The following is a 3,187-nucleotide window of genomic DNA, read 5'->3' on the forward strand; positions in this document are numbered from 1 at the left end:
TTGACCGCCCCGACCAGCAACGTCTGGCCGCGCGCCCGGCGCGGCTGGCCGATCACCAGGCCCAGAGCCTCACTCTCCGCCCGGTCACCGGCTTGGGTGCCGGTACCGTGGGCTTCAACGTAGTCAATATCGGCGGCGTCGATACCCGCCCGCCGGTGCACCTGGCGCATCAGCGCCTGCTGGGCTCTCGCATCCGGCTGAGCGATGCCGGTGGTGTGGCCGTTATGATTGGTGCCACTGCCCAGCAGCGTGGCATAAATGCGGTCACCGTCGGCCTGCGCCCGGGCGAGGGTTTTCAACACCACCAGCCCCGCGCCTTCGGCACGCCCGTAGCCATCGGCCCCGGCGGCAAACGCCTTGCAGCGGCCATCGGCCGACAGAAACTGCCCTTTACACATCGCGATGCCATAATCCGGGATGAGCATGGCATTCACCCCGCCGACCAGCGCGGTATGACATTCGCCGCTGGCGAGGCTCTGTGCCGCCAGGTGCAGCGCCACCAGCGAGGAAGAGCAGGCGGTGTCGAGAGTCAGGCAGGGGCCGGAGAGATCCAGCCAGTGGGCCAGCCGGGCTGAAAGGATGGTCATGGTCATGCCGGGGGCAGAGTGGGCGTTGATCAGCGGGCGGTTAGATTCACGCAGCTGGACCACCGTCCGGTCAAGGGTAAAGCCACCGATAAAGGTACCCACCGCTTCACCACGTAACTGCGACAGCGGAATACCGGCATCGCACAAGGCTTCATAGGTCACTTCCAGCAGCAGCCGCTGCTGGGGGTCCATCGCCGCCGCTTCGCGGGCAGAGACGGCAAAAAAGTCGTAATCCATCGCGCTGAGGTCCTGGCGCACAAATCCGCCCTGACGCACATACATTTTTCCGGCGACGTTTTTGTCGGGGTGATAAAAGCGATCGGCCTCCCAGCGGTCAGCAGGTATATCGCCAATGGCATCCTCCCCGTGACACAGCATTTGCCAGAAATGAGCCAGATCGTTGGCCGCGCCGGGGAAACGGCAGGCCATACCAACAAGTGCAACGGGTTGCTGACGGGAGTCCATGCTTACCACCTTTTCTTCCATCAATGGGGGAGAGTAATGCACAGGCTGGCGCGATCGGCGATTGCGCCAGCCCGTTTAACGTCACGCTGCGTTCGGCGGGGTCATCTGCCCGGTAACAACGGATGCAGATGCCGTCCGCTTTCAGCGGTTACTGCTTATTCAGCGTAATATCGGCTTTGCCACCGTCGTTGCCGGCGTGACCATCCGCACCTTTGTTTTTTCCCGGGTCGCCCGGACTGCCATCTTTCGCACCGGCACCACCACCGTTGCCTTTGGTGCCGCCGGCACCGACGACCCCGCCGGTACCGGCACGGCCACCGGATGCGCTGAGGCTGGCGGTTAACACCGCGCTGCCATTGCTGCTGCCGTAGTTGACGGTAACGCTATTCGCATCACCGGCATTGCCGCCGTTGCCCGCCGTGCCACCATCGCCGCCCTGGCCACCGTTGCCGCCGTTGCCCCCATCTTCATCGTAGGCACCACAGGTATCGCTGCTGCCGCCATTGCCGCCGGTGCCGCCATCGCCCCCTGCACCGCCGTTACCGCCTCTGCCGCCGGTGCCGCCGCTATTGGCCACCGAGATGGTCGAGACCAGGTCGTCAATGGTAATGGTGACCATCGGACCGTCGCCGCCACGCTGACCATCGCTGGCGCTGTTACCTGGTTTACCCGCTTTACCATCTGACCCTGGCGTACCCGCGTGGTTGGTCGCCACATTACAGTTGCACTTGGCGTTATCGCCGTTGCCACCGTTGCCGCCGTTATCGGCTTTGGTCGGGCTGTTACCATCCGTTCCGGTGGCACCAACGATGCTGATGTCATACTGCGCCCCGCCGCCACCGCCGGCATCGGTTTTTACCAGCTGCGAACACTGAAAATGGCACGGCACGCTGATTTCAATACTTGCGCCCCCCTGCAGCGTCACCACGCCATAGGCGGTGACCGATGAGGTGGAGTTAATCTGCAGCGTCTGCCCGGCGGGCACGGTAATATCCTGGGCAACATAGGCACGATAGCGGAAGCTGTTGCCGAAATTGTCTTCCAGCTGGGTGATATGTGCCGCATTGGTGATCGGTGCCAGGCCGGAGACATGGGCCACCAGCGCGGCACGTTGTTCATGCTCGCTCAGCGCAGCGATCGCTTTTGACTCGGTGATGGCCGCTCGCAGGCCGCTCACCGGCGGCACGTTAAACGCCGTCTTCAGTTCGTGCAGCGTGTCCACGATACGGGTACGAATAAAGCGTCCCTGACTGCGGTCGGGATCTAACCCTAATGCGGTAACACGTTTACGCCAGTTATCCTGCAGTTCTTTCGGCAAATCTTTAAAACTAGCCATCGGTAACTCCTTTTGCTGTGTGTAAAGTTGCTGCGATTAAAGAACGGAATTTTTCTGATTACAGCGATCTGCCACCGCTCAGGCGCATAAACCATTGCAGTGAATCAGGGCTGATGGCCCAGAGCGGCGGCTCCAGACCGGCAGCACGCACCACCTCACGTGCCCAGGTGGTACAACTGTTGGTGATAATGTTGTAAGGGCCACGGGCACCCAGCCCTCCGGCCATAAAGTTAATTGCCGCCTGGTGATTGAGCCCGGGAACCACGTGGGCATACGCGACGCCCTGCGGGTTGAAATTAGCGAATCCCCGGGCGGTTGCCGGCCCTGAACCGCTCAGCAGCGCGGACGACCCGCCACTGCCCCCCTGCAACGCACCCTGCACATGGCTCCATTGACCCCCGCCAGGGGCAGAAACGCCTGCCACCGAATGTCCGGGGAAGCCGCCAATACGGCCTGTGCCTACTACACCGACTGGCTGGCCATTCGCGGCGTCGGCAGCCCCGGCACGCAACAGCCGGCCATTGTTAAAGCTGTTCCAGCGCCCGGTGGCTCCGGCAAAGGCACCGAACACCCCACCCAGAACGGCGCTGGCTGCACCACCTTCGGTAAAGTTATGGCCGTTGATCACATTGGTCACGCCGTTGGAAACAAAGCCATCCACCGCGCCGATCCCGGCCTCCAGGGCGATGGCCCCGGCGGTGGACGAGATAGTGCTGGCCGCCACCCCCACGCCGCCGGTAATGGCACCGATCGCCGCGCCGACACCGAGCATCGCTGCCCAGGAACCGGCGTTAAAGTT

General features: G+C 62.8%; 3 protein-coding genes. All 3 read right to left on the minus strand.

The features are described from left to right. Positions 1 to 1,052: polyketide synthase (locus tag NV64_RS16485; protein ID WP_199177679.1), on the minus strand; the 1,052-nt coding region annotated here is incomplete at its 3' end. Between the two features lie 148 nt (positions 1,053 to 1,200). Next, positions 1,201 to 2,388: a hypothetical protein gene (locus tag NV64_RS23465; protein ID WP_101506337.1), complete on the minus strand. Its 1,188-nt coding sequence runs from the start codon at positions 2,386 to 2,388 to the stop codon at positions 1,201 to 1,203. Positions 2,389 to 2,446: 58 nt separating this feature from the next. Beyond that, positions 2,447 to 3,187 (minus strand): hypothetical protein (locus tag NV64_RS23230; protein WP_199177680.1); only part of this gene is annotated, 741 nt, incomplete at its 5' end.

The sequence above is a fragment of the Erwinia sp. B116 genome (assembly GCF_002865965.1).
Lineage (GTDB): Bacteria > Pseudomonadota > Gammaproteobacteria > Enterobacterales > Enterobacteriaceae > Erwinia.

What these genes read in the sequence shown, in the direction of transcription:
- NV64_RS23465 (WP_101506337.1), bottom strand. Translation starts at nt 2,388, where the DNA reads ATGGCTAGTTTTAAAGATTTGCCGAAAGAACTGCAGGATAACTGGCGT.